Below are 21,171 nucleotides of genomic sequence, written 5' to 3' on the forward strand. Positions count from 1 at the left end.
CGTGTCACTCCGGTTTGTAGCCATGTCGCGCGAAGAACCGGTCAAGCTCCCGTTGCTGAGGAATCTCTCCGGTATAGATCGCGATGTATTCTGGGATACGTTTCATGCGCAGCGCGATGTCTTCACTCGCTTGCATCGAGATGTAGCCGATCTGAACCAGATAGGTGGTGCGCGCGCGAACGTCGGCCGGCCCTTCGCCACAGCCGAACCGCATGAACATGCGTTTCAGGGCATCCATTCTGACCTGGTCTGCGCGATGCACTTCCTCCAGAATATCAGGGGACTGCAAAGCCCAGCTTCGAACCGCGAACTCGAACTGGGAATCGAAGAGTTCCTTGTTAAGCCAGCAGTCGAATACGTTCAGCATCGCTTCGGCGAGGGATTCCGCATAGGCTTCGGACTGTTTGACGATGCCGCCGGTGTTCTTGTCGCGCCACCGAGCGACAAGTCCGCTCAACAACTCCTCCCGATCCTTGAAGAACCAGTAGAAGCTGGTCCGGGAGAGATTAAGCCGCTTGGCGAGCGGCAGGATCTTCACCGAGTCGACGCCCGACTCCAGAAGAGAGGTGTAGGCCGCTTCCAACCAACCCTCCTGTGATCCCCGCCAGCCGCTGTCGCTCGTCGCCTGTTCCATGAATGCCTCCTAGCAAATGATGATGGTCCACGCAAGAAAAATGTACATTTGTGTCAAAGAAGAAGACTTTAATGTGTTCCTCATTGACACTTATGTACATTTAGGTGTAGCGTCCCTCTGTTGTTTCTAATCTGGAGCCCGTCGCATGTCGAACGATCCTCTGCTTCAGCCCTATCAGCTGAAGCACCTTACCCTCAGAAACCGCATCATCGTGACGTCGCACGAGCCGGCCTATCCTGAGGACGGCATGCCGAAGGGTCGATACCGGGCCTATACGGTGGAGCGGGCGCGTGGTGGGGTCGCGCTGACGATGACCGCGGGTTCGGCCGCCGTCTCGAAGGACAGCCCGCCTGTCTTCAACAACCTGCTCGCCTACAAGGACGAGATCGTTCCGTGGATCCGGGAAATGACCGACGCCGTGCACGAAGAGGGCGCGGCGATCATGATCCAGCTCACCCATCTCGGTCGCCGCACGCGCTGGGACAAGGGCGACTGGCTGCCCGTCGTCGCGCCCTCGCATCACCGCGAGGCGGCGCACCGCGCGTTTCCCAAGAAGATGGAAGACTGGGATATCGAGCGCATCATCAAGGATTTCGCCGATGCGGCCGAGCGCATGAAGGCCGGCGGCATGGACGGCGTCGAACTGGAGGCTTATGGCCACCTCATCGACCAGTTCACCTCGCCGCTGACCAACGAGCTCGACGGTCCCTATGGCGGCTCGCTCGACAACCGCCTGCGCTTCTGTCTCGACGTGTTCAAGGCGATGCGCGCGCGGGTGGGCGACGACTTCATCCTTGGCGTGCGCTATACCGCCGATGAGTGTCTTCCCGGCGGGACCGGGCAAAACGAGGGCATCGAGATTTCGAAGCGGCTGCGCGACAGCGGCCTGATCGATTACCTCAACGTCATTCGCGGCCATATCGACACGGATCCCGGCCTGACAGACGTCATCCCGATCCAGGGCATGGCCAACTCTCCGCATCTCGAATTTGCCGGCGAAATCCGCGCGGCGACCAATTTCCCGACCTTCCATGCCGCGAAGATCCCCGATGTCGCCACGGCCCGCCATGCCATCGCCGCCGGCAAGGTCGACATGGTGGGCATGACCCGCGCGCACATGACCGACCCGCATATCGTGCGCAAGATCATAGAAAAGCGCGAGGATGACATTCGTCCCTGCGTCGGCGCGAACTACTGTCTTGATCGCATCTACCAGGGTGGCCTCGCCTTCTGCATCCACAACGCGGCGACCGGCCGCGAGGAGACGATGCCGCACAAGATTCCCAAGGCGGATGTGCGCAAGAAGGTTGTGATCGTCGGCGCCGGCCCGGCCGGGCTCGAGGCGGCGCGTGTCTCGGCCGAGCGCGGCCACGAGGTTGTCGTCTTCGAAGCCGCGAACAATCCCGGCGGCCAGATCCGCCTGACGGCGCAGAGCGAGCGCCGTCGCGAGATGATCAGCATCATCGACTGGCGCATGAGCCAGTGCGAGAAGCTCGGGGTCGCCTTCCGCTTCAACACTTGGGCGGAGGCTGACGCGATCACGGCGGAAAGTCCTGATGTGGTGATCATCGCGACCGGCGGCCTGCCGCATACGGAAGTGTTGACCAAGGGCAACGAACTGGTGGTGTCCTCCTGGGATATCATCTCCGGCGACGTGAAGCCCGGCACCAATGTGCTTGTCTATGACGATGCCGGCGACCATGCCGGCCTCCAGGCGGCCGAGTTCATCGCCAAGGCTGGCGGCAAGGTCGAGATCATGACGCCGGACCGCGCCTTCGCGCCTGAAGTCATGGCGATGAACCTCGTGCCCTACATGCGATCGCTGCAGAAACTCGATACGACCTTCACCGTCACCTACCGGCTGGAAGCGGCCGAGAAGAGCGGCAACCAGCTCATCGCCCATGTCGGCAGTGATTATGGTGGCGTCAGCAAGCAGCGTATGGTTGATCAGATCGTCGTCAACCACGGCACCATCCCGCTGGACGATCTCTATTTCGAGCTAAAGCCCGGTTCAAAGAACGGCGGCGAGGTCTCCTATGAGGAGCTTCTGTCCGGTACGCCCCAGACTGTCGAGCGCAATCCTAAAGGCACCTACCAGCTCTTCCGCATCGGTGATGCGGTCGCGGCCCGCAACACGCATGCCGCGATCTATGACGCGCTGCGCCTCGCCAAGGACCTCTGACGATGGTGCGAAGCGAGGCATTGCAAGGTTTTCTCGACACGGCTTTTGTGGCGTTCGACCAGTGCGCGCAGGATTTGCGCGCACGCGGATCGATCATGCAGATTTTTGCAAACCTGGAAGCGCCGCAGCCGGCGCGATCGGACATTGGCAAGCGCCTTCCGGTTTGCGAACGCTATCTGGATGAGGCTCTTGGAATCACAACAGGGCGGGCCGTCCTCGATGCGCTGATCGAGCGGTTCAAGGTGCTGGAACCCGCGTTGGAATGGAAGTGGCGCCCGACCTATGACGATACCGCGAGTGACAACTTTCTGATGAGCCATGCGAACACGATGATCGTCGGCCCGGGCGGGTACGAAGATCGTCGGGATGTTTGGTTCGGTGCAAGCCTGATGGCGCCGAATGTGCGTTATCCGGATCACGACCATGCGCCCGAAGAGACCTATTTGGTGCTGTCCGACGGTGAATTTCTGCACGGAGATTCCGGCTGGTTTTCGCCCGGTATCGGCGGCTCCTTCTACAATCCACCGGGTATCCGCCACGCCATGCGCGCCGGCGACAGGCCGCTATTCGCATTTTGGGCCTTGCTTCCGGACCAGCCTAAACACTGATGAACAAAGGCCGGGAATGCCCGGCCGCGGGAGGAAATGACATTGAAGATCCTGGTCCCAGTCAAGCGTGTTGTTGACTACAACGTAAAGATCCGTGTGAAGTCTGATGGCTCGGGTGTCGAGCTTGCCAATGTGAAGATGTCGATGAACCCGTTCGACGAGATCTCGGTCGAGGAGGCGCTGCGCCTGAAGGAGGCGGGCAAGGCTGAGGAAGTGGTGGTCGTATCGATCGGCCCGGCGAAGGCTGAAGAGACGCTGCGCACCGCGCTCGCCATGGGCGCCGACCGCGCCGTGCTGGTCGAGACGGACGACGCCGTCGAGCCGCTGGCCGTTGCCAAGATCCTCAAGGGTGTGGCCGAGGCCGAGCAGCCGGGCCTGATCATCGTCGGCAAGCAGGCGATCGACGACGATTCGAACCAGACCGGCCAGATGCTCTCGGCCCTGCTCGGCTGGGCACAGGCCACCTTCGCCTCCAAGGTCGAGATCGGCAACGGTTCGGCGCAGGTGACGCGCGAGGTCGACGGCGGTCTGCAGACAATCGAGGTCAAGCTTCCGGCAGTGGTCACCACCGACCTTCGCCTCAACGAGCCGCGTTATGCCTCGCTGCCGAACATCATGAAGGCGAAGAAGAAGCCGCTCGACAAGAAGTCGCCGGCCGACTTCGGCGTCGATACGAGCCCGCGCCTGAAGGTGCTGAAGACCGAGGAGCCGTCGGGCCGCAAGGCGGGCGTCAAGGTCAAGACGGTCGCCGAGCTGGTCGAAAAGCTCAAGACCGAAGCCGGCGTGCTTTGATCGGCGAGATTTGAGGAGATTACGAACATGGCCATTCTTCTTCTGGCAGACCACGACAACGCTCACCTTTCCGACCAGACCGCCAAGGCGCTGACGGCAGCCTCCAAGCTCGGCTCGGACGTGCATGTGCTCGTCGCCGGCTCGGGCGCCAAGGCTGCGGCCGATGCGGCTGCCAAGCTCTCGGGCGTGACGAAGGTCCTGCTCGCCGACGATGCCAGCCTCGGCAACAATCTCGCCGAACCGCTGGCCGCGCTCATCGTGTCGCTTGCCGGCAACTATGACGCCATCGTCTCGGCTGCCACCTCGGTCGGCAAGAACGTGCTGCCGCGCGTTGCCGCGCTGCTCGATGTCGCGCAGGTCTCGGAAATCATCGAGGTCGTCTCGGCCGACACGTTCAAGCGTCCGATCTATGCGGGCAATGCCATCCAGACGGTGCAGTCCACCGATGCGAAGAAGGTGATCACCGTGCGCACGGCCTCCTTCGCCGCAGCCGGCGAAGGCGGAAGCGCATCCATCGAGACCATCTCGGCTGCAGCGAACCCGGGCCTTTCGACCCACGTCAAGGATGCCCTGTCCTCGTCCGACCGTCCGGAACTGACCTCGGCGAAGATCATCATCTCGGGCGGCCGTGCGCTCGGCTCGTCGGAGAAGTTCCAGGAGGTCATCCTGCCTGTCGCCGACAAGCTCGGCGCCGCCGTCGGCGCGTCCCGCGCGGCCGTCGATGCGGGCTATGCCCCGAACGACTGGCAGGTGGGGCAGACGGGCAAGGTGGTCGCACCGCAGCTCTACATCGCCTGCGGCATCTCGGGCGCCATCCAGCATCTTGCCGGCATGAAGGACAGCAAGGTCATCGTCGCCATCAACAAGGACGAGGAGGCGCCGATCTTCCAGGTCGCAGACTACGGCCTCATCGGCGATCTCTTCGAAATCCTGCCTGAGTTCGAAAAGGCACTCTAGGCCGCTGAAAAACAGAAGGACAAGACCATGGATGTACGCGCCGCCGTTGCCGTTCAGGCCGGAAAACCGCTTGAAATCATGACCGTGCAGCTCGAGGGCCCGCGCGCCGGCGAAGTGCTTATCGAGGTGAAGGCGACGGGCATCTGCCATACCGACGATTTCACGCTGTCGGGCGCCGACCCGGAAGGTCTCTTCCCCGCGATCCTCGGCCATGAGGGTGCGGGTATCGTCGTCGATGTCGGCCCGGGCGTCACCTCGGTCAAGAAGGGCGACCATGTCATTCCGCTCTACACGCCGGAATGCCGCGAGTGCTATTCCTGTCTCTCCCGCAAGACGAACCTGTGCACCGCCATCCGTTCGACGCAGGGCCAGGGCCTGATGCCGGACGGCACGTCCCGCTTCTCCATCGGCAAGGACAAGATCCACCACTATATGGGCTGCTCGACTTTCGCGAACTACACGGTCCTGCCCGAGATCGCCGTCGCCAAGGTCAATCCGGACGCGCCCTTCGACAAGATCTGCTACATCGGCTGCGGCGTGACGACCGGCATCGGCGCCGTCATCAACACGGCCAAGGTGGAGATCGGCTCGACGGCCGTGGTCTTCGGCCTCGGCGGCATCGGCCTCAACGTGCTGCAGGGCCTGCGCCTTGCCGGCGCGGACATGATCATCGGCGTCGACATCAATCCGGACCGCAAGGCATGGGGCGAGAAGTTCGGCATGACGCATTTCGTCAATCCGAAGGAGGTCGCCGAGGACATCGTGCCGTACCTCGTCAACATGACGAAGCGGAACGGCGACCTGATCGGCGGCGCGGACTACACGTTCGACTGCACGGGCAACACGAAGGTGATGCGTCAGGCGCTGGAATCGGCCCATCGCGGCTGGGGCAAGTCGGTCATCATCGGCGTTGCCGGCGCGGGGCAGGAAATCTCGACGCGTCCGTTCCAGCTCGTCACCGGCCGCCAGTGGATGGGTACGGCCTTCGGCGGCGCGCGCGGCCGGACCGACGTTCCCAAAATCGTCGATTGGTACATGGACGGCAAGATCCAGATCGACCCGATGATCACGCACACCATGCCGCTCGAAGACATCAACCACGGCTTCGAGCTCATGCACAAGGGTGAGAGCATCCGCGGCGTCGTGGTATACTGAAGGCGGTCCAAGACCGCCCGCAGCTCACAATCCATGCATTGCACTGCCGCGTCAGCGCTAGCGCGTTATCGGCCGCGCATCCCGCGCCGGCCATGAAGGAGGAGAAACCCATGCCAAGTATTGCGATACATCCATCCGTCGATTCTGGGTTCAAGGCGACGGACGCCGCCTTTTCCGGCGGCACGCTCGTTTGCAATTGCGCGAGCAATCCCGTGAAGGTTCGCATCAAGGGCGACATCGCCCACAACCATGCCTGCGGCTGCACCAAGTGCTGGAAGCCCGACGGCGCGATCTTCTCGGTCGTCGCCGTTGCGCCGACCGACAATGTCGAGATCGTCGAGAACGGCGACAAGCTCGCGGTCGTCGATCCGGCCGCCCTCATCCAGCGCCATGCCTGCAAGGATTGCGGCGTACATCTCTACGGCCCGGTCGAGCGCGATCATCCGTTCAAGGGCCTGTCCTTCGTGCATCCGGAGCGTTTCGAAGAGAGCGGCTGGGCCAAGCCTGGATTTGCGGCCTTCGTCTCCTCGATCATCGAAAGCGGCTACGATCCGGCGAAGATGGACCGCGTGCGTGGGCGCCTGAGGGAACTCGGCCTCGAACCCTATGACTGCCTGAACCCCGCCCTCATGGATTACATCGCCACTTGGACGGCGAAGAAGAGCGGCGCCTTACCGGCATGACGAAAACGGCAGCCGCGGATACGTGGCTGCCGAACTTCTCGAGAATTCCGCGTGGATAGGCACTGATTTTCAATCTCGACCTATTCGCCTCCGTCATTTCTATGGGGCGCCGGTTCGATTCCCATCAAGAGCGTGAATCAAGGCTTCGTGCCAGGTTGCGTGCATGGAGCAATAAGAATTATCGTCGCTCATCCCGCAGGTCTTCCTCAATTCTTGACACATTCTGCATCATCTTCTCGTTGCCGAACGCCAGGCAGTGGAACAGCACCTCGTTGAACATGATCTCCAGCGCGCGTGTCATCACGGCGTCCGCACCGAACAGGTTGATCCCCGGCGGGGTGATGATCGGGATATCGGCGCTGGTCTCCAGGGGGGAGGTGGAGACGCCGAGGACGGCGGCGAGGGTGGCGCCGCGCGTCCTGGCGATCTGGGCGGCGTGCAGCGTCGGCCGCGTCCGGCCGGAATAGGAAATGGCAATCGCCAGATCGCCCGGCTCCATCAGGGATGCGCCGGCGATCTGGTTGTGATGGTCCTCGGAAAACGCGATGCGTATGCCAAGACGCATCAGGCGCTGATGCAGGTCCAGCGCCACGACCGCCGAGGCGCCGACGCCGAAGACCTGCACGCTACGCGCGTCGCGGATGGCGTTGACGAGCCGGTCGAGCTCCGTGGAATGGGACAGGAGATCGGCAAAGCGCAGCGCCCGGACGGACGCGCTGTGAAACACCTTGTAGGCGATTTCCGCAAAACTGTCGGAATGGGCGATGGCGTCCGACACCACATTCGTCGAGACCGGCCCCTGCATGCTGCGGCTTTCCTGAAGCAGCGCGCGGCGCAACTCCTTGAGGCCATTGTATCCCAGGCGCTTGCAGAGCCGGTCGACGGTCGAGCGGCTCGTGCCCGTCCGTTCGGCGATGGCCGAGGAGGGCAGGCCTGCAACATCATATTCGGCAATGCTCAGCAAGAGCTCGACGACGCGCTTTTCAGCGGCCGAAAACTCCATGCGCGAGACGCGGTGGAGCAGAGAATCCCCTGTGGAGGTCATTTGTATCCTCGATTTTGATGCATTATGCTTCATAAATTGCACAAAAAAACATTTTGCGAAACATAAATTGTCATGTAGGCAAAAGACGGAGGACGGCTCGGGAGTGAGGCCGTCAGCAATGGAGGAAATCATGAATTTCATCAGGAAATCCGCATATATTGCCGCATTGTCTGCTGCGACCGTCCTATCGGCATCGTCCATGGCCGCCGCCGTCGAGCTGACCTTCTGGCACCACACCTATCCGCCGGCGCGCGAATTCATCGAGAAGAAGGCCGCCGAATTCACCGCGCAGCATCCCGACATCACGATCAAGCTGCATGACGACCCGCATGGCGACTATGAGGTCAAGCTGCTCGCCGCGATCGCCGCCGGCAATGCGCCGGACATCGTCAACGTTCTCGACTACCTCTTCCCGCAATATGCCGGCCGTGGCATTCTGGCCGAAGTCGACAATGCCGCGTTCGGCGTGAAGGACGCCGCCGAGCTCGAGGCGCTGTATCAGCCCCAGGCTCTCTCCGGCCTGACGATCAACGGCAAGGTCTATGGCGTTCCGGAAGAGTTCAATACGCTGGCGCTCTTCATCAACAAGGCGCATTTCAAGGAGATCGGCCTCGATGCGGAAGACGAGGCGAACTGGCCGAAAAGCTGGAACGACCTGCTGGACGTCTCGGCAAAGCTGACGAAGGAAGACGGCTCGCGCCTCGGCTTCAACTGGGTCTGGAACCTCGATCCCTACTGGTATGCCCAGCAATACTGGCCGATCCTCCAGCAATATGGCTGCGATGTCGTCGATGCGAACGGCAAGGCGACGATCAATTCGGATGCCTGCGTCAAGGCCTTCACCGAAACGTGGCAGGCGCTGATCGACAAGAAGATCGGCGGGCCGACCATGGCGACCGTCAATCCGGTCAACGCGCTGCAGGACTTCAGCGAAGGCCGCCAGTCCATGGCGATCGCCGGCATCTGGGCGCCGCCGCTGTTCTCCGACGAGGTCAAGGAGCAATATGTCGTCGCCCCGCTTCCGCAGCTCGACGCCGCCAATCCGAAGACGCTCCTGAACTCCTATGCGCTGGCCGTCACGGAAGGCTCGAAGCACAAGAAGGAAGCCTTCGAGTTCCTCAACTTCCTGACCTCCGACAGCGCGGGCTACCTTGCCGCCACGGGCTATGTCACGGGGCGCAAGGGCTGGGCCGAGAGCGAGACGGCAAAGAACACCCGCGGCGCGGCGATCTTCGCCGAAGGCCAGAAGCACGGTTCCTTCGTCTGGCGCTCCGAGACCTGGACGCAGGAAGGCAACGCGATCAAGGCCGCCATCGAGCAGTTCGCCCAGGGCGTCCCGGTGAAGGATGCGCTCGACCAGGCCGCCCAGGACATCGACAGCGTCCGGCAGAAGTAGGGCCCGCAGCAATGAAGATCGGACAGAGCCGTTTCCGGCAGAGCAACGTGACCGTCTGGGGCATCGTCTTCGCGCTGCCCGCCCTCGGCTACATCCTGCTGTTCCAGCTCTATCCGATCCTCTTTTCCTTCTACATCAGTCTTCATGACTACGATCTCCTGTCGGACCCGGTCTATGTCGGCTTCAAGCACTTTGCCGCGCTGCCGCATGACCGGGCCTTCATGAGCTCGCTCTGGATCACCATCGCCTATGTCGCCTATACGGTCGTGCCGGTTCTGGGATTGTCGTTCATGATGGCCTGGGCGCTGACGCAGGTGCGGACGTCCCGCGGGCTGTGGCGCACGCTCCTCTTCATCCCCTCGGTCATGCCGATCGTCTCGGTCGCGCTCGTCTGGAAGCTGATCTTCAACTTCAACGGACCGATGAACGACGCGGTCACCAGCCTCGGCGGCAGCCCTATCCCCTGGCTCAACAACAGCAATTACGCGCCGATCGCTCTCGTCATCATGAGCTGGTGGCACGCGGCGAGCTACTACATGATCATCTTCCTTGCCGGCTTCCTGGCGATCCCGCGCGACTATTACGAGGCGGCGTCGATAGACGGTGCGCGCGGCTTCCAGGTCCTGCGCTACATCACGCTTCCGGCGATGAAGCCGACCATCGCGCTGGCGGTCGTGCTGTCCACGGTCAACGGACTGAAGACCTTCGCCTTCCAGCAGATCGTCACCGACGGCGGACCGGCCAATTCCACGCAGATCATGACCCTTTTGATCTACAAGACGTCGTTCAGCTATCTCGATATGGGCCGCGCCAGCGCCTATTCGGTCGTGCTTTTCGGCGGCATCCTCCTCGTCAGCCTCTTGCAGATCTGGCTTCTGAGGGACCGCAATGCCTAGCTCCGCCTTCCAGCGCTACAGCGCCATCGCCATTCTCCTGCTCGGAGCCGTGCTCACGCTCTATCCCGTCGTGTGGATGGTGTCCTCATCCCTCAAGGAAAGCCGGGAAATCTTCAGCACCGCGCTTTTCTCGATCGGATCGGCCGGGTTCAGGAATTATGTCTCGGCCTTCTCGCAGCGTCCGTTCTTCGTCTATCTCCTCAACTCGCTTCTCGCCTCGGGCATTTCCGTGATCCTGACGGTGCTGCTGAGCGCACTTGCGGGCTACAGCTTCGCCAAGTTCCGTCATGGCCTCGCTCCCCTCTTCTGGATGATCGTGCTCGTTTCCGTGATGATCCCGCTCGAAGCGATCGTCATTCCGCTGTTCCTCGAAGTGCACGCCTTCGGCTGGACCAACACCTATGCCGGCCTGATCCTCCCCACGGCCTTCAACGTGGTCGGCATCTTCATCTTCCGCCAGGCGATGGTGTCGATCCCCGACGCCTATATCGAGGCGGCGCGGATCGACGGCGCGAGCGAGCCGCGCATCCTTTTCTCGATCATCCTGCCGATGGTGCTGCCGACGGCCGGCGTCGTCGCGATCCTGACGTTCAACCTGACCTGGAACAGCTATCTCTGGCCGCTGATCGTCGCCTCCGACGATACGTTGCGCACGCTTCCGCTCGGCATGGCCGCGTTCCAGGCCGGCTTCAACACGCAGTACGGCGAGGTCATGGCGGTTTCCGTGTTCGGCGCCTTGCCCACCGCGATCTTCTTCCTCTGCCTCCAGCGGTATTTCGTCGAAGGCGCCGCCGCATCGGGTGTCAAATGAGATATGCGGTCGATCTCGGCGGCACCCATGTGCGTGTGGCGGCCGCGCAGTCCGGCTGCGAATGGCGCCACCAGCACCGCTCGCGCCGCGTGCCCGGAATGACGCCGGCCGACTTCGTCGCCCTGCTGTCCGACCTCATCCGCGAATGGGACAGCGGCCAGCCGCAGTCGATCGGCGTCTCGGTGGCCGCGGTGGTCGATGACGAGGGCTATCTCCTCGCCTCGGAAAATCTCGGCTGGAAGGATGTGCCGCTGCGCCGGATCCTGGCGGATGCCTTCTCCTGTCCCGTTCTCGTGGAGACCGACGTCTTCTGCGGCGCGGCCTATGAAACGCGGCTCGGTGCAGCGGCAGGCGCGACCTCCGCGCTCTATCTCGGCATCGGCACGGGCATCGGGCATGCGCTGATCCTCGATGGCCGCGTGTGGCGCGGCGCGCGCCGCGGCGCGAATGCCTTCGGCCATACGATCGTCGATCCCTCCGGTGCGCGCTGCTATTGCGGCCATCAGGGATGCCTTTGCACCGAGGCTTCCGGCCTCGCGCAGGCGGACAAGTCGGCGAGCGACGTGCCTCTTCAGCGTCTGGCGCTGTCGATCGGCAATGCCGTCACGCTTGTCGAGCCCGAATGCGTCATCCTTTCCGGCGGCGCCCTCAACCAGGCGTGGTTCGATCTCGACCGGCTCGCCGCGCTCATTCCGGCCTTCACCTATCCCGCAGCAAGCCAGCCGCGCCTGATCCGCAGTTATGCGGCAGACCCGAACCTGTGCGGCGCCCTTTTACTATCGATGGAGCAATCATGATCAGAGAAAGCGCAACCTACTGGATCAACAAGGCCTATCGGGAGGGCTGGGCCGTGGGCATGTTCAACGCCCATCACCTGGAGGCCGTTCAGGCGATCTCCAGCGCTGCCGAGAAGGCGAGGGCGCCGCTGATGCTCAGCACAACGATGGGCGGCCTCAAGCATGTCGGCCTCGATTATTTCATGGGCATGGCCAAAGCCGCGCGCGGCCGCACGTCCGTCCCGCTCATCCTCCATCTCGACCATGGCGCCGACTACGAGACGGTGCGGATGTGCATCGAGGCGGGTTTCGATTCCGTCATGATCGACGCGTCGAGCGCATCCTACGACGAGAATGTCGAACTCGTGCGCAAGGTCGTTGCGCTGGCGCGCCGTCACGGCGTCGGCGTCGAGGCGCAGATCGGCGAAACGCTGGCGGAAGAGGGCGACGAGGTCATCGAGCGCAAGACGACGGTCGAGGAGGCGGTGGCCTTCGTGCGCGACACCGGCGTCGACTATCTCGCCGTCTCCATCGGCAATACGCCTGGCGTTCTCGGTGACGGCGCGCCGATCGACGTGCCGCTGGTCGAGCAGCTTTCCGCCGCGCTGAGGATGCCGCTGGTGCTGCATGGGGGAACGAGCGTTCCCGCCGAGACGGTTTCCGCGGTGGTCAAGGCAGGCATCGCCAAGATCAACATCGACGCCGCCGTCAAGGGCGGCTTCCGCGAAGCGCTGATCAAGGCCTACAGCGTTGCCGACCCGGTGGTCGATACGCGCGAGCCGATGGCGGAGTCGCGCAGGCTTGCCGAGATCGCCGTCGACCGCCGCCTGCGGATGTTCGGCGCCAACGGACGCGCGGAGTAAAGAGCCATGCCGACAGCGCCCGCGTCCCAAGTCATCCTGCTCGTGGGCCTGCCCGGCGTCGGAAAGACGACGCTCGCCGATGCGCTGGCCCGGCGCATCGGTGCGGAGATTCTCAGCCGCGACAGAATCCGGGATGCGATCTTCCCGGATGTCTATCTCGACTATTCCCCCGATCAGAACCAGGTCGGGACGGATGCGCTGCTTTCCGTCCTGCAATATATCCTGCACCGTCACGACGGGGCTCGCCTGATCATTGACGGCAAGCCGTTTTCACGCGCGCACGAGGTCCGCAGCATCGTCGCGCTGGCGGAGCGGCACCATGCCCGCGTCCATGTGGTGCATTGCGACGCGCCGCTCGATGTCATCAGCGAACGGTTGAAGAACGGCCTTTCCGATGCCTCGAACCTCAGGGCGCAGCGCACTCCGGAAAAGGCCGCGCGCATCCATGGCGAATTCGAGCCGCTCGATATCCCGCACATCAGGGTCGACATGACGGGCGCGCTCGACGGCATCGTCGAAGAGATCGTCGCCTATATGGCGGAGGGCGGGAACGCCGTGCTCCTCAAGAATGAAAGTGGAACCTGATGGCCAGCGTAACCCTCTCCGACGTCCGCAAGCGGTTCGGCGATCTCGAAACCATCCACGGTGTCTCGATCGATATCGCCGACGGCGAATTCGTGACCCTTGTCGGCCCGTCCGGATGCGGGAAGTCGACGCTGCTTCGGATGATCGCGGGGCTGGAGTCGGTGACGAGCGGCTCGGTCTCGATCGGCGGCAATGTCGTCAACGATGTCGCCCCGCGTGATCGCGACATCGCCATGGTCTTCCAGAGCTACGCGCTCTATCCGCATATGACGGTCGCGGAGAATATGGGTTTCTCGCTGAAGCTGCGCGGATTGCCGAAGGACGAGATCGACAGGGCGGTCCGCTCTGCCGCCGCCATTCTCGGCCTGGAGCCGCTTCTTGCGCGCTATCCGCGCGCGCTTTCCGGCGGCCAGCGCCAGCGCGTGGCCATGGGGCGCGCGATCGTCCGCAAGCCGGCGGTCTTCCTGTTCGACGAACCGCTGTCCAACCTCGATGCCAAGCTGCGCGTGCAGATGCGCCAGGAAATCAAGGATCTGCACCAGAGGCTCGGGACGACGTCCATCTATGTCACGCATGACCAGGTGGAGGCCATGACCATGGCCGACAAGATCGTCGTGCTGCGCAATGGCAGGATCGAGCAGGTCGGCCGCCCGCTCGACCTCTACGACCGGCCCGTCAACCGCTTCGTCGCCGGCTTCATCGGCTCGCCGGCCATGAATTTCATACCTTGCAGGGTGTCGCAGGGATTGTTCGTCGCCGGGGACGGAACCGACCTCGCGCCGGCGACAGGCGCGTTGGGAGCCTCGGGCGATATCGTCTTCGGCATCCGCCCGGAGCATGTGGAAATCGATCCCGCCGGCATCCCGGCCCGTGTCCTTCTCGTCGAGCCGACGGGGTCGGAAACGGTATTGTCGCTGGATATCGCCGGGGAACGCATCCTCGCCAGCATGCGTGAGCGAACGAATGCCGATATCGGATCGACAGTCCACGTCTCCTTCCGAAAGGAGGCGTGGCACGTCTTCGATGCGAACGGGGTGCGGCTTGGATAGGGTGTCGGCTGGCGTTCCCCTATCCTTCGCGCTTCGTCTGCTCGGCGCTGGCCTTCGCCCTTTTGAGATGGCCTTTCATCAGATCGGATGCGAGCAATCGCCCTCCTGGAGCGCGGTGATGATGCGCAGGTGCTCCTGGCACCATTCGCGCACGCGCCGCCCATTGGTAGCCGGCGAATTCCAGCAGGCGACGAAGGCGGTTCACCGCTTCGTCAGCGGCCTCCACGAAGCCTTGGTGTCGAAGTCTTCCTGGATCTGTGCCCAGGCGAGAAGGCCTGCCAGGTCAACGATCAGGTCGATGTCGTCTGTGGCACGCACATCCTCGAGCGTGACCGGATCAGTGATGAATAGCACGGGCGTGCCTCCGCCAAGCGCGAGCGGAGGTCTTCGCCAAGGGCCGAGGCAACGGCTTTCATCATTTCCAGCAGTTGAGCGCGGATCGATGTCATTTGCTCATGATCCTTGACTTGAGGTGGTCGGCCGCGAGACCAACTTCCCCGCTGGTTCCCGAGCCGGATCGCATCGACCAACGCGAGGTACTCATAGAGTACGTCGTCCTTCAGGACTGCGTCCAGCACGGCCGTGACGAGCGGCTCCACCACCTGCTCTATCTCCCTTCCGTTGGCATAGGGCCAAACGTAGTTGTACGTCCCGCCGCTGATCAGGAGTTCCGTGAGCATAGTCATCTCTGAACAACTCTTTCAAACTGTCTTCGGCTTTTGCTGCATCACCATGATGCGTTTAAATGAGCGCTATCACTGCAATGGCTGCCAGAGCGAGGATTTGTGATTAATTCTCGCATCTCTCGACAGATGGCTCATGCCAACAGTAGCGGGCGATCATTGCGCTGAGCCGGTGCTCGATTCGAATCGCTAGTCCGCTGCATAAGAAGTTTTCATCCTATTGGCGTTCACTGTTCGATTATGCCGCAATCCTTTGCGGCCATTGAATGCTGGGACCCGATAGCCCCAAGAAGGGCGAAACGAAAAAGGAGCTTGCATTGTATACAGAGTACAGTATGGTGAGTACATGGATATGAGCCACTCATACAAGCTTTCGGCTGGAATCGCGGACAACCTCGTTGCCGTGCTTGAGAATGCGATTGTCTTCCTAGAACTCGCGCCGAGCGAGCGGCTAACCGAGGAAGATGTGGCGGAGCGCTATGGTGTCAGTCGCTCTCCGGTGCGGGATGCGTTGCGTTCGCTGGAGCGTGACGGTCTCGTGCTGCGCGAGGCGCGCAAGGGTATCTGGGTCACGCCCATGTCGTTGCGGGATTTCGATGAGATCTACCGCTGCCGCACCGCCCTGGAAGCCATTGCGGCCGAGCAGGCGGCGCGCTCTGCCAATGCCGCCCTTAAGGCACAGCTCTGGCAGGTGCTCGACGGGATGAAACAGGCGCGGGAGGCCGGCGATGCCCGGCTCTTCTTCACGCATGACGTGCGCGGTTCCGAACTGATCTACGAGATCGCTGACAACACCACGCTACGCCGGCTGCTCAAGGGGCTGGAAAAGCAGGCATTGCGCTATCGCTATCACCTCTACCAGCGCGACCGGAATGTGGTGGATCTCTCCTTCGACGACACGGCGCGGGTTTTCCAGGCGATCGTGGACGGCGATGCCGAGCGTTCCTACGCACTGGAGCACGATCTGATCGAAAAGATCTGGCGCGAGACGCGAGACGCGATCCGTGCGGAGTTCGGAGAAGGTCGCAAATGATCGGCGTCGAGGCGGCTTTTCCCTATATCGACACCCATACGGCCGGGCATCCGACCCGTGCCGTTTTGGGAGGGATTCCGCCGCTTCGAGGGCGCAGCGTGCTGGAGAAGCGCGAGGACTTCGAGCGCCGCTTCGATCATCTCCGTCCCGCGCTCCTGCATGAGCCCCGCGGCCATGCCGCCATGGTGGGGCTCATTCCGGTTTCCTCCGAAGTGGCGGATTTCGGTGCGATCTTCATCTCGTCCTACGTCTATCTCGGCATGTGCGGCCACGGCACCATCGGTTTTGCCAAGACGTTGGCCTTTACGGGCGCGATTTCTCCGGCCACCGGCGACCGGTTTTCGCTGGAAACGCCGGCCGGTGTGGTCGATGTCCAGCTGGAATGGGACGGGGAGGGGCGTCTCGGCGCGGTCTCTCTGAAGAACGTGCCTGCCTATATGGGCATCGAAGGACTGGAAGTGGAGGTTCCGGGGCTCGGTACGATCCGCACCGACATCCTCTATTCCGGCATGTGGTATGCGATGGTGGCGGCCGACCCGCTGGGGCTGGCGCTCACCCCCGAAAATGCTTCGGCCGGCCTTGCGCTCGGCTGGAGGATCAAGGAAGCCATCGCGAAGGCCACGGACGGACGGCCCGAGATGCGCGGCCTTCCTGCCCCTTCGGTCCTGTTCCATAGTGATCTCGGCAAGGGGGATTCGCGCCAGTTCCTGGTGCTCGCGCCCAACAAGTACGACCGTTCGCCCTGCGGCACCGGCACCTGCGCGCGGATGGCGCAGCTGCTGATCCGCGGCGAATTGTCGGAGACCGATACCTATCGCGCCGAGAATATTTTCGGCGTGCCCTTTGCCGCGGAACTTGCCGAAAAGAGCGAGACCTGCGGTACGACGGGTTATGCCGTCATCGTCCGGGGAGAGGCTCATGTCGCCTCCCAGGGCACACTATACCTCGAAAAGGGTGATCCGCTTTCCGGGGGGTTCCTGAGCCGGTGAAACGCGCCGCGCTCAATCGTTGAAAGAAATCAGGGAGAGTTGAAATGTCATTTTTCGGAAACATCCTCCGGGCCTGCGCCCTGGGGGCGGCGGTAGCTGTTGCCGCGTGGAGCCCGGCGACCGCCCAGGAAAACCCCTCGGCGGTGATCGACGAGATCCGCGCCAGCGGCGAACTGAAGATCCCGGTCATGGTGGGCGAGGAGCCCGGCTACATCAAGGACCCGTCCACCGGCACCTGGAGCGGCTTCTACGTCGACTTCCTGACGGACGTCGCGAACGAACTCGGCGTCAAGGTCACGCCGGTCGAAACCACCTGGGGCAACCTTGCCGCCGACTTCCAGGCCAACAAGATCGATGTCGCCATCGGCGTGAATCCGAACCCCAAGCGCGGCCTCGTGGTCGACTATCTCTGGGAGCCGATCTTCACGGATGCATGGGGCGTCTTCTCGCCGAAGGGCAAGCCGGTCGCCACCTGGGCGGAGCTGAATACGCCTGAAAAGACCGTCGTCGTCCAGAAGGGCTCGACGATGCAAATCGTCGCCGAGGCGCTGCTACCCAAGGCGAAGATTACCGTTGTGGAAGATCGCAACCTCGCCATCATGGAACTGCAGGCCGGCCGCGCGGACGCGATGATCCAGTCGATCTTCGATGTTCTCCAGATATCCAAGCAGGTCAACGGCGAGGTTTCGGTGCCCGAGCCCATGCTGCGCAATCCGGCAACGCTGGCCGTCGCCCGCAAGCCGGGCAATGCGGGCTTCATCAACTTCCTGACCAACTGGATCCAGCAGCAGCGTTCGCTGGGTCTTGCGCAGGGGCGTCTTGCCAAGTCGTGGGAAGACCGGGGCATCGATCTGTCGATCCTGCCCAGCAACTTCAGCTTCTGATCCGCCAAGGGATCTGCCGACGCCTTGTTCGGCAGGTCCTCACACCCCGCGCCCGTGCGGTGCCGGTCGAACCAGCCTGGAGTCACGCATTTGTTCGATATTTCCGTCATTCAGCAGAACTGGCCGTTGTTCTGGAACGGGCTGCTGGTCACGCTGTTCTATTCGGCGATCTCCATCGCCGCAGGTCTCGTGATCGGATTGGTCGTCGGATTGATCCAGCTCACCGGTTCACGCGCCCTTTCCGTGCTCGGGCGCGTCTATGTCGAGATCTTCCGCAATATCCCGCTTCTGGTGATCCTGCTGTGGATCTATTACGCCTTCCCCATTTTCGCGGGCCTTGCCGTGACCAAGTTCTGGGCCGGCTTTGCGGGCCTCAGCCTCTATGCCGGCGCCTTCTATGCCGAGATCCTGCGGGCCGGCGTCCAGTCGATCGACAAGGGCCAGACCGACGCCTCCACTGCGCTCGGCATGACCTACGGCCAGCGCATGCGCCGCGTGATCCTGCCGCAGGCCTTCCGCCGCATGATCCCGCCGCTCGCCGGCCAGTCCATCATCCAGATCAAGAATACAACCCTCATGTCGATGATCACCGTGCCCGACCTGCTCTACCAGGCAAGCTATGTCAGCTCCTTCACCTACCGGCCGATGGAAGTCTACACCATGGTCGGCGTCATGTTCCTCGTCCTGCTGGTGCCGCTGACATTCCTGTCGCGCAAGCTGGAAACCATCTCGGAGCGCGTCAAATGAGCAAGTCCGATCCGCTTCTGAAAATCGAGGGCCTGCGGCTGAAATTCGGCCAACGCGAAGTACTGAAGGGCGTCGACCTTTCGGTCGAGAAGGGCGAGGTCGTGGTGCTGATCGGCGCTTCCGGCTCGGGCAAGACCTCGCTGCTGCGCTGCATCAACCTCCTCAACATGCCGTCCGCAGGCCGCATCACGATCGGCGGCGAGGCGATCTACAATGCAGACCCGGCCGGCCGCGACGGCAATGGCGTGCCGTCCAAGATCGTGAACCGTATCCGCTCGCAGACCGGCATGGTGTTCCAGCAGTTCAACCTCTTCCCGCACATGACGGCTCTTGAGAACGTCATGGAAGGGCCGGTCACGGTGAAGGGCGCGAATGTCGAGGTGACCCGCAAGGAGGCGCTCGACCTGCTCGCGCAGATGGGCCTTCAGGAGCATGTCGGCAAGCATCCGCGCCAGCTTTCTGGCGGTCAGCAGCAGCGTGTCGCCATTGCGCGCGCCTGCGCCATGCAGCCGCAGGTCATGTTGTTCGACGAGCCGACCTCCGCGCTCGATCCCGAACTGGTCGGCGAGGTGATGAAGGCCATGGTCGATCTTGCCCGCACCGGCATGACCATGGTCATTGTGACCCACGAACTCGGCTTCGCCTTCGAGATCGCCGACCGGGTGATCTTCCTCGACCTTGGCACCATCGCAGAGGACGGGCCGCCGAAGGATGTTCTGCTGCGACCGACCCATCCCCGGCTGAAGAGCTTCGTCGGCCGTTTCCACGAGACCGCCGACCTACTGCGCCCCTTCCTCGAAGGCGGCTGATCCGGAACGAACGGCGCATTGCCGAACCCGCATCCAGAGCGCCGGCCCGCTGGGGCCGGACGGTTTCCTGCGTCCCGTCGCGGGCAAGATATGAAGGTAGAAAAGCATGTCCCTCAGCTTCAATCCCGACACAGTCACCATTCCCTCTGGCCACCATATCGGCGGACGCTTCGTCGAGTTGCCCGGTGAGAAGATCGCCGTGCTGCGTCCCTCGGATGAGCAGCCGATGCGTCCCGTCACTGATGGCGGCAAGGATGCGGTCGAGATGGCCGTTGCCGCTGCCAAGTCCGCGCTCGCCGCCTCCGGCTGGGCGCGAATGAACCCACGCGACAGGGCGAAGGTCCTGTTCCGCTTCGCTGGGAAGATCGAGGAAAAGGCCGAGTATCTCGGCCGCCTGGAAGCCATGGGCTCGAGCCGGCTTGTGGCGGGCACGGTCACCGGCGATGCCATCCGCACCGCCGGCGTCGTCCGTTACTTCGCCGAATACTGCGACAAGCTGGAAGGCATCGTCACCGCCACCAAGGCGGAGACGCTCAGCTATACGCGCCGGGAACCCTACGGCATCTGCGGCGCGATCGTGCCGTGGAACTTCCCGATGATCACCGCCGCTTGGAAATTCGCGCCGGCGCTCGCGGCCGGCAACGCGGTCGTGATGAAGACGTCGGAACTGACGCCGCACAGCCTGCTGGCGCTCGCCGAATGCGCTGCGGAAGCCGGACTGCCGGGCGGTCTTCTCAACGTGCTGAACGGCTGGGGGCATACGACGGGTGCGGCCATCGTCGCTCATCCGGACATCGGCATCGTTTCCTTCACGGGCTCCACGAAAACCGGTACGGCGGTCATGACGCTTGCGGCGCAATCCGGCATCAAGCCCGTCGTTTTGGAGCTCGGCGGCAAGAGCCCGCAGATCGTCACCCGCAATCCGGGCGACATGGATGCGGTGGCAACGCGCGTCGCGAACGCCTTCATGGTCAATGCCGGCCAGGTCTGCACGCTCGCCTCGCGGCTGATCGTCGACCGGTTGGTCGCGGACGAACTGGTCGACCGCGTCCTCGAAAGGACGAAGCAGATCAAGGCCGGCCCCACATGGGACGAGGCCACCACCTTCGCCCCTGTGATCTCCGCCCGGCAGTTCGAGCGGATCGACCAACTCGTGCAGGAGACCGTGAAGCAGGGCGCCGAGGTGCTGACCGGCGCGGCGCGGCTCGAAGGTCCCAACCAGGGCAACTTCTATGCCCCGACGGTGCTGGCCAATGTCTCGCGCGCCAATATCGGTTTCACAGAGGAGTATTTCGGCCCGGTCATGTCGGTGACGACCTATGACGAGATCGAGGAGGCCATCGCCGAGGCGCAGCACCCGATCTACGGCCTTGCCGCCTCCGTCCACACGCAGGACCTGAAGCTTGCCATGAAGGTCGCCGACTCCGTCGAGGCCGGCATGGTCTGGGTCAACCAGCACGGGCGCGATCCCGAGTTCACCTATGCCGCCGGCGGCTGGAAGGGCTCGGGCTTCGGCAAGGACATGGGCCGTGCCGGCATCGAGGAATTCACCCGGCAGAAGGCCGTGTGGATCAACTATCTCTGAGGACTTCCC

Annotated in this window: 22 protein-coding genes; 19 read left to right on the forward strand and 3 right to left on the reverse strand. The window is 62.9% G+C overall.

All coding sequences use genetic code 11. The features are described from left to right. Positions 1–4: 4 nt before the first annotated feature. A complete protein-coding gene (locus ACZ48C_RS17040) occupies positions 5–634 on the reverse strand; it encodes a TetR/AcrR family transcriptional regulator (RefSeq protein WP_464783386.1) in 630 nt (209 codons plus the stop codon). A 145-nt stretch (positions 635–779) separates the two neighbouring features. Here ACZ48C_RS17040 and ACZ48C_RS17045 point away from each other — a divergent pair, with 145 nt between their 5' ends. From ACZ48C_RS17045 to gfa, 6 genes are all read left to right on the forward strand, one after another. Then, positions 780–2,816 (forward strand): oxidoreductase, encoded by a 2,037-nt coding sequence (locus tag ACZ48C_RS17045; protein ID WP_464783387.1) that lies wholly within the window; start codon positions 780–782, stop codon positions 2,814–2,816. 2 nt (positions 2,817–2,818) lie between these two features. Beyond that, positions 2,819–3,424 (forward strand): dimethylsulfonioproprionate lyase family protein, encoded by a 606-nt coding sequence (locus ACZ48C_RS17050; protein WP_464783388.1) that lies wholly within the window; start codon positions 2,819–2,821, stop codon positions 3,422–3,424. Positions 3,425–3,466: 42 nt separating this feature from the next. Next, the gene (locus tag ACZ48C_RS17055) at positions 3,467–4,216 is read left to right on the forward strand and encodes an electron transfer flavoprotein subunit beta/FixA family protein (protein WP_464781493.1); all 750 of its coding nucleotides are present in this window, start codon (positions 3,467–3,469) and stop codon (positions 4,214–4,216) included. 27 nt (positions 4,217–4,243) lie between these two features. Next, positions 4,244–5,173, forward strand: coding sequence for an electron transfer flavoprotein subunit alpha/FixB family protein (locus ACZ48C_RS17060; RefSeq protein ID WP_464783389.1), 930 nt, complete (start codon positions 4,244–4,246; stop codon positions 5,171–5,173). Positions 5,174–5,200: 27 nt separating this feature from the next. Then, a complete protein-coding gene (locus ACZ48C_RS17065) occupies positions 5,201–6,328 on the forward strand; it encodes an S-(hydroxymethyl)glutathione dehydrogenase/class III alcohol dehydrogenase (RefSeq protein WP_464783390.1) in 1,128 nt (375 codons plus the stop codon). A 110-nt stretch (positions 6,329–6,438) separates the two neighbouring features. Beyond that, entirely contained in the window at positions 6,439–7,011 is a 573-nt protein-coding gene (gfa, locus tag ACZ48C_RS17070) for an S-(hydroxymethyl)glutathione synthase (protein WP_464783391.1), read from the forward strand. Positions 7,012–7,189: 178 nt separating this feature from the next. Here gfa and ACZ48C_RS17075 read toward each other — a convergent pair whose 3' ends face one another. Further along, positions 7,190–8,257 (reverse strand): MurR/RpiR family transcriptional regulator, encoded by a 1,068-nt coding sequence (locus tag ACZ48C_RS17075; protein WP_464783392.1) that lies wholly within the window; start codon positions 8,255–8,257, stop codon positions 7,190–7,192. Between ACZ48C_RS17075 and ACZ48C_RS17080 the strand changes: the two genes are divergently transcribed. Genes ACZ48C_RS17080 through ACZ48C_RS17110 form a run of 7 tightly spaced genes read left to right on the forward strand, consistent with a single transcriptional unit; the run spans position 8,256 to position 14,432 of the window. After that, entirely contained in the window at positions 8,256–9,452 is a 1,197-nt protein-coding gene (locus ACZ48C_RS17080) for an ABC transporter substrate-binding protein (protein ID WP_464783393.1), read from the forward strand. The genes ACZ48C_RS17075 and ACZ48C_RS17080 overlap by 2 nt on opposite strands. Positions 9,453–9,463: 11 nt before the next feature. Then, positions 9,464–10,348, forward strand: a complete 885-nt coding sequence (locus ACZ48C_RS17085; RefSeq protein WP_464783394.1) for a carbohydrate ABC transporter permease — start codon at positions 9,464–9,466, stop codon at positions 10,346–10,348. Next, positions 10,341–11,159 (forward strand): carbohydrate ABC transporter permease, encoded by an 819-nt coding sequence (locus ACZ48C_RS17090; RefSeq protein ID WP_464783395.1) that lies wholly within the window; start codon positions 10,341–10,343, stop codon positions 11,157–11,159. Before ACZ48C_RS17085 ends, ACZ48C_RS17090 begins: the two co-directional genes overlap by 8 nt. Beyond that, a complete protein-coding gene (locus ACZ48C_RS17095; RefSeq protein WP_464783396.1) occupies positions 11,156–11,956 on the forward strand; it encodes an ROK family protein in 801 nt (266 codons plus the stop codon). The genes ACZ48C_RS17090 and ACZ48C_RS17095 overlap by 4 nt, the downstream gene beginning before the upstream one ends. Beyond that, positions 11,953–12,798, forward strand: coding sequence for a class II fructose-bisphosphate aldolase (locus ACZ48C_RS17100; RefSeq protein WP_464783397.1), 846 nt, complete (start codon positions 11,953–11,955; stop codon positions 12,796–12,798). The genes ACZ48C_RS17095 and ACZ48C_RS17100 overlap by 4 nt, the downstream gene beginning before the upstream one ends. A 6-nt stretch (positions 12,799–12,804) precedes the next feature. Further along, positions 12,805–13,383, forward strand: a complete 579-nt coding sequence (locus tag ACZ48C_RS17105) for a P-loop nucleotide/nucleoside kinase family protein (protein ID WP_464783398.1) — start codon at positions 12,805–12,807, stop codon at positions 13,381–13,383. Then, a complete protein-coding gene (locus ACZ48C_RS17110) occupies positions 13,383–14,432 on the forward strand; it encodes an ABC transporter ATP-binding protein (RefSeq protein ID WP_464783399.1) in 1,050 nt (349 codons plus the stop codon). Before ACZ48C_RS17105 ends, ACZ48C_RS17110 begins: the two co-directional genes overlap by 1 nt. A 290-nt stretch (positions 14,433–14,722) precedes the next feature. Here the strand turns inward: ACZ48C_RS17110 and ACZ48C_RS17115 are convergent, their stop codons facing one another. Further along, the gene (locus ACZ48C_RS17115; RefSeq protein ID WP_464783400.1) at positions 14,723–15,112 is read right to left on the reverse strand and encodes a hypothetical protein; all 390 of its coding nucleotides are present in this window, start codon (positions 15,110–15,112) and stop codon (positions 14,723–14,725) included. Positions 15,113–15,461: 349 nt separating this feature from the next. Here ACZ48C_RS17115 and ACZ48C_RS17120 point away from each other — a divergent pair, with 349 nt between their 5' ends. The 6 genes from ACZ48C_RS17120 to ACZ48C_RS17145 all read left to right on the forward strand — a co-directional run bounded on the left by ACZ48C_RS17120 (position 15,462) and on the right by ACZ48C_RS17145 (position 21,162). Continuing rightward, positions 15,462–16,148, forward strand: coding sequence for a GntR family transcriptional regulator (locus tag ACZ48C_RS17120; protein WP_464783401.1), 687 nt, complete (start codon positions 15,462–15,464; stop codon positions 16,146–16,148). Further along, positions 16,145–17,137: a proline racemase family protein gene (locus ACZ48C_RS17125; RefSeq protein WP_464783402.1), complete on the forward strand. Its 993-nt coding sequence runs from the start codon at positions 16,145–16,147 to the stop codon at positions 17,135–17,137. Before ACZ48C_RS17120 ends, ACZ48C_RS17125 begins: the two co-directional genes overlap by 4 nt. Positions 17,138–17,181: 44 nt before the next feature. Continuing rightward, a complete protein-coding gene (locus ACZ48C_RS17130) occupies positions 17,182–18,021 on the forward strand; it encodes a transporter substrate-binding domain-containing protein (RefSeq protein WP_119254747.1) in 840 nt (279 codons plus the stop codon). 90 nt (positions 18,022–18,111) lie between these two features. After that, positions 18,112–18,768 carry an amino acid ABC transporter permease gene (locus tag ACZ48C_RS17135; protein WP_119254748.1) on the forward strand — a complete coding sequence of 219 codons (657 nt, stop codon included), beginning with the start codon at positions 18,112–18,114 and terminating at the stop codon, positions 18,766–18,768. Then, on the forward strand, positions 18,765–19,577 hold the full coding sequence (locus ACZ48C_RS17140) for an amino acid ABC transporter ATP-binding protein (protein ID WP_119254749.1): 813 nt from the start codon (positions 18,765–18,767) through the stop codon (positions 19,575–19,577). Before ACZ48C_RS17135 ends, ACZ48C_RS17140 begins: the two co-directional genes overlap by 4 nt. 106 nt (positions 19,578–19,683) lie before the next feature. Further along, the gene (locus tag ACZ48C_RS17145; protein ID WP_119254750.1) at positions 19,684–21,162 is read left to right on the forward strand and encodes an aldehyde dehydrogenase family protein; all 1,479 of its coding nucleotides are present in this window, start codon (positions 19,684–19,686) and stop codon (positions 21,160–21,162) included. Positions 21,163–21,171: the final 9 nt, after the last annotated feature.

Source organism: Shinella sp. 1A1 (genome assembly GCF_055379515.1).

What these genes read in the sequence shown, in the direction of transcription:
- ACZ48C_RS17080 (WP_464783393.1), top strand. Translation starts at nt 8,256, where the DNA reads ATGGCCGCCGCCGTCGAGCTGACCTTCTGGCACCACACCTATCCGCCG.
- ACZ48C_RS17050 (WP_464783388.1), top strand. Translation starts at nt 2,819, where the DNA reads ATGGTGCGAAGCGAGGCATTGCAAGGTTTTCTCGACACGGCTTTTGTG.
- ACZ48C_RS17075 (WP_464783392.1), bottom strand. Translation starts at nt 8,257, where the DNA reads ATGGACGATGCCGATAGGACGGTCGCAGCAGACAATGCGGCAATATAT.
- ACZ48C_RS17145 (WP_119254750.1), top strand. Translation starts at nt 19,684, where the DNA reads ATGTCCCTCAGCTTCAATCCCGACACAGTCACCATTCCCTCTGGCCAC.
- ACZ48C_RS17045 (WP_464783387.1), top strand. Translation starts at nt 780, where the DNA reads ATGTCGAACGATCCTCTGCTTCAGCCCTATCAGCTGAAGCACCTTACC.
- ACZ48C_RS17100 (WP_464783397.1), top strand. Translation starts at nt 11,953, where the DNA reads ATGATCAGAGAAAGCGCAACCTACTGGATCAACAAGGCCTATCGGGAG.
- ACZ48C_RS17090 (WP_464783395.1), top strand. Translation starts at nt 10,341, where the DNA reads ATGCCTAGCTCCGCCTTCCAGCGCTACAGCGCCATCGCCATTCTCCTG.
- ACZ48C_RS17110 (WP_464783399.1), top strand. Translation starts at nt 13,383, where the DNA reads ATGGCCAGCGTAACCCTCTCCGACGTCCGCAAGCGGTTCGGCGATCTC.
- ACZ48C_RS17105 (WP_464783398.1), top strand. Translation starts at nt 12,805, where the DNA reads ATGCCGACAGCGCCCGCGTCCCAAGTCATCCTGCTCGTGGGCCTGCCC.
- ACZ48C_RS17085 (WP_464783394.1), top strand. Translation starts at nt 9,464, where the DNA reads ATGAAGATCGGACAGAGCCGTTTCCGGCAGAGCAACGTGACCGTCTGG.
- ACZ48C_RS17095 (WP_464783396.1), top strand. Translation starts at nt 11,156, where the DNA reads ATGAGATATGCGGTCGATCTCGGCGGCACCCATGTGCGTGTGGCGGCC.
- ACZ48C_RS17130 (WP_119254747.1), top strand. Translation starts at nt 17,182, where the DNA reads ATGTCATTTTTCGGAAACATCCTCCGGGCCTGCGCCCTGGGGGCGGCG.
- ACZ48C_RS17115 (WP_464783400.1), bottom strand. Translation starts at nt 15,112, where the DNA reads ATGCTCACGGAACTCCTGATCAGCGGCGGGACGTACAACTACGTTTGG.
- ACZ48C_RS17040 (WP_464783386.1), bottom strand. Translation starts at nt 634, where the DNA reads ATGGAACAGGCGACGAGCGACAGCGGCTGGCGGGGATCACAGGAGGGT.
- gfa (WP_464783391.1), top strand. Translation starts at nt 6,439, where the DNA reads ATGCCAAGTATTGCGATACATCCATCCGTCGATTCTGGGTTCAAGGCG.
- ACZ48C_RS17060 (WP_464783389.1), top strand. Translation starts at nt 4,244, where the DNA reads ATGGCCATTCTTCTTCTGGCAGACCACGACAACGCTCACCTTTCCGAC.
- ACZ48C_RS17065 (WP_464783390.1), top strand. Translation starts at nt 5,201, where the DNA reads ATGGATGTACGCGCCGCCGTTGCCGTTCAGGCCGGAAAACCGCTTGAA.
- ACZ48C_RS17120 (WP_464783401.1), top strand. Translation starts at nt 15,462, where the DNA reads ATGGATATGAGCCACTCATACAAGCTTTCGGCTGGAATCGCGGACAAC.
- ACZ48C_RS17125 (WP_464783402.1), top strand. Translation starts at nt 16,145, where the DNA reads ATGATCGGCGTCGAGGCGGCTTTTCCCTATATCGACACCCATACGGCC.
- ACZ48C_RS17140 (WP_119254749.1), top strand. Translation starts at nt 18,765, where the DNA reads ATGAGCAAGTCCGATCCGCTTCTGAAAATCGAGGGCCTGCGGCTGAAA.